3 protein-coding genes are annotated in these 3,167 nt (G+C 71.1%); 2 read left to right on the plus strand and 1 reads right to left on the minus strand.

Going from position 1 to position 3,167, the window contains the following annotated elements:
- Window positions 1–78 precede the first annotated feature (78 nt).
- Window positions 79–1,359: a nucleotidyl cyclase domain-containing protein gene (locus Mam01_RS35780; protein WP_204289654.1), complete on the plus strand. Its 1,281-nt coding sequence runs from the start codon at window positions 79–81 to the stop codon at window positions 1,357–1,359.
- A gap of 225 nt (window positions 1,360–1,584) precedes the next feature.
- A complete protein-coding gene (locus Mam01_RS35785) occupies window positions 1,585–2,676 on the plus strand; it encodes a serine/threonine protein phosphatase (RefSeq protein ID WP_239101877.1) in 1,092 nt (363 codons plus the stop codon).
- Window positions 2,677–2,747: 71 nt separating this feature from the next.
- Here Mam01_RS35785 and Mam01_RS35790 read toward each other — a convergent pair.
- Window positions 2,748–3,167 (minus strand): hypothetical protein (locus Mam01_RS35790; RefSeq protein ID WP_204289655.1); only part of this gene is annotated, 420 nt, incomplete at its 5' end.

Consider the following 3,167-nt stretch of genomic DNA (forward strand, 5'->3'; position numbering starts at 1 on the left):
CCCCGCTCGGTCCGGCAGCTCCAACTTGGACCAGACAACCGAACGCTACTATCCGTGCGCGGATAGTAGCGTTCGCGTGTGAGCCCCGACACTCCGAGGCCCGGTTACGAACCGGGGGCCTTCGACCTCGCCAGGGACGCCGCCCCAGGCCTACCGGTGACGCTGGTCGAGCGCTGGCGCGCGGGCGGCAGGACCGCCGCGGACGCGCGGCGGCTGCTCGGCGAGCACGCGACCACCGGATACGCCGTCGTCTCCGACTCGGCCGGGTTGACCAAGATGAGCCGGAGCCTCGGCCTGCTGGAGGTGCTGGCGCTCATCGACGGCCCGAAACGCCTCCTGCACGCGTACGGCACGGCGGCGGGAGGCCGGGCGGTCGGCGTCTGGGCGGCGGACAATGCGCAGATGTTCCATCCGGCTTCGACCGGCGCCGACGTGCTGCTGTCGGCCCTGCTGCGGACCCAGGACGAGATCGCCCGCCGCTGCCGGGTCCGGATCGGCGTCGGCGTCCACCACGGAAGCTTCCACGACCTGGACGGCGGCCTGTACGGCCCGGAGGCCGACGCCGTCGAGATCCTCGCGGAGAACCACACCGAAGGCGGCGAGATCGCGGTGACCGAGGCGGTCGCCGAGCGATTGCCCGCGGGCCACTCCTTCGTCCTGCGCAGGAAGGACGTGCCGGGTGTCCCCGGTGGCCCGCCGCGGGCCGTCTACCGGGTGGTCGACGGCCCGCGCGCCGCCGCCGCCGAGGCCGTGTCCGGCGACGGGACGCGGTATCCGATCCCGTACTCCGCGGCCTTCTACGAAGACCTGCTGCGCCTGGAGCGCGCCCCGGAGGACGCCGGGCTCGCCGCGACGCTCGCCGAGCGGCACCTGCGCGAACGGACGGTGGTCCTGGCCGAGCGCGGCGAGGCGGACGCCGGGGACGGGGACGGGGGTTCGCAGGTTGCGATCCTGCGGGAGCTGGACCTGTCGGTCACCATGCGCGAGATCGGGCTGCGTCTCCTGCCACCGGTGGGCGCCGTGGAGATCAAGGTCGCCGGCCCGCTCGGCATCTACCTCTTCGACGAGCCCGCCGCCGCGGCACGCTTCGCCCGCGACCTGCGGGCCGCCCTGGCCGAGGCCGGGATGACCTGCCGGATCGGGGTGGACACCGGTCCGGTGCTCGCCGGCCCGACGCCCGGCGGCGGGTGGGACGTGGCCGGCGCGCCGGTGAACCTGGCGTCCAAGATGGCGCAGGACCTCGCCGCTCCCGGGCTGGTCTGCCTGAGCGAGGCGGTCGGCGCGCACGCCGGCCCGGACGGGTTCACCCTCGTCCGGCACACCGTCTCCGGCGTGGACATGGCCTTCTATCAGGGCTGATCGCCCACCAGCACGCTGTCGAGGACGCGGACGCCGAACTCCAGGCCAGGGACGGGGACCCGCTCGTCCAGACCGTGGAACATGCCGAAGTAGTCGAGGCCGGGGGCAGCAGCAGCGGCGTTCTCATCGGCCGTGCGTGGGCCGAGACAGGGGCAGCGGGCTTACAGTGTGATCGAGTGCGAAGGCGTCGGTAACACGTGAACTCATCACGGAGGGTGTCTGCCGTTGGCCCTGCCAGACGCAACGGTGAACATGTCGCAGAGTGAGCGCATCCACCGATACGGCGATGTCGCGAGCGCGCTGGCGTTGCAGAGCGACCGGCAGCTTGGCGAGTCACTGGAGCGGGCGCAGATTCTGGGCTCGGGGATCGGCGGCACCTCGGCGCTGTTGGCCATCGACGGCGTGCCGGTTTTCGCCAAGCGAGTCCCGCTCACCGACCTGGAGCGCCGCCCGGGCAACGTGATGTCCACCGCGAACCTGTTCGGGCTGCCTCCGTTCTGCCAGTACGGAATCGGCGGGCCGGGCTTCGGTACGTGGCGTGAACTCGCAGCCAACGTCATGACGACCAGCTGGGTCCTGGCCGGGCGCAGTGCGGCCTTTCCGCTGCTGTACCACTGGCGGGTGCTGCCGGGAGCGCCGCCACCCGGCGACGAGCACGCCGACATCGAGGCTGTTGTGCAGTACTGGCACGGGTCGCCGGCGGTTCGAGATCGTCTCCACGCCGTGGCCCGGGCCTCGGCCAGCGTCGTGCTGTTCCAGGAGTTCATCCCCTACAACCTCGACACCTGGCTCGCGGCTCAGCTCGCCGCCGGGCAGGACGCTGCGACAGCGGCAAGCGTCATGGTGGAGTCGTGCATGCTCACCGACGTAGCCTTCATGAACGCACAGAAGCTCATGCACTTCGACGCTCATTTCGGCAACATTCTCACCGACGGTGAACGCCTGTACATCGCCGACCTCGGACTGGCGGTCTCCCCGCGGTTCGACCTGTCCACGCAGGAGATCCTGTTCCTGGAGCGCAACCGAACCCACGATCTCGGGTACGCCATGATGCGGCTGGTCAACTGGCTCGTCAGCGCGATCTGCGGGGTGAGGGAGTCGCAGAGCGGCGCACCGGTACGCCGCAACGAATATGTCCGCTTGTGCGCGGATGGCGCGGACCCGGCTGGTGCTCCGCCGTCCGTCGCCGCAGCGATCCGCCGGTACGCACCCGTGGCGGCGGCCATGAACGACTTCTACTGGGACCTGTTCGGTACCGGTAGGACGACGCCGTATCCGGATGAGAAGATCGAACGCGCCCTGAGCGGGATGACCTGACCCTGCAGTGCCGGTGAAGGTGTAGCGCGGGCGATCGACGGGGACCCGCTCGGCGGTGTCCGCCGCCGGGTTCACGTGCTCGGGAGACCGTGGGCCCGCAACGTGGTGTCCAATGCCTTGACGTGGGCGTTGGGCGCCCAGGGCTGCAGGCCGGCCCGCGCTTCGGCGATCTGGTGGGCGAGGCGGGCCGAGGTGTGCTGCTCGGCGATGTCGGCCGCCTCCGTCAGTCGCGCGACGGCTTCCGGTATCTCCCGGGCGAGAGTCAGTGCGGTGGCGTACTGGGCAAGGGCGAGCCCGCGGTCGGCCTTGAAGCGGGGGTCGAGCCCGGCGAGGGTTCTGCGCGCGGCGGCGACCGCCGCGCGTGGCTGCCGCAGCCTGACCAGCGACATGGCCGCCTTGGAATCCAGCATCGAGGGCGAGATCCAGTACAGGTACGCCGGATCCCCCTCGCCCCTAGGCCGTGTATCGAAGTCCGTGGTGGGGCGTGGGTC

Origin of the sequence: Microbispora amethystogenes (genome assembly GCF_016863015.1) — a bacterium.
Taxonomy (GTDB): Bacteria; Actinomycetota; Actinomycetes; order Streptosporangiales; family Streptosporangiaceae; genus Microbispora; species Microbispora amethystogenes.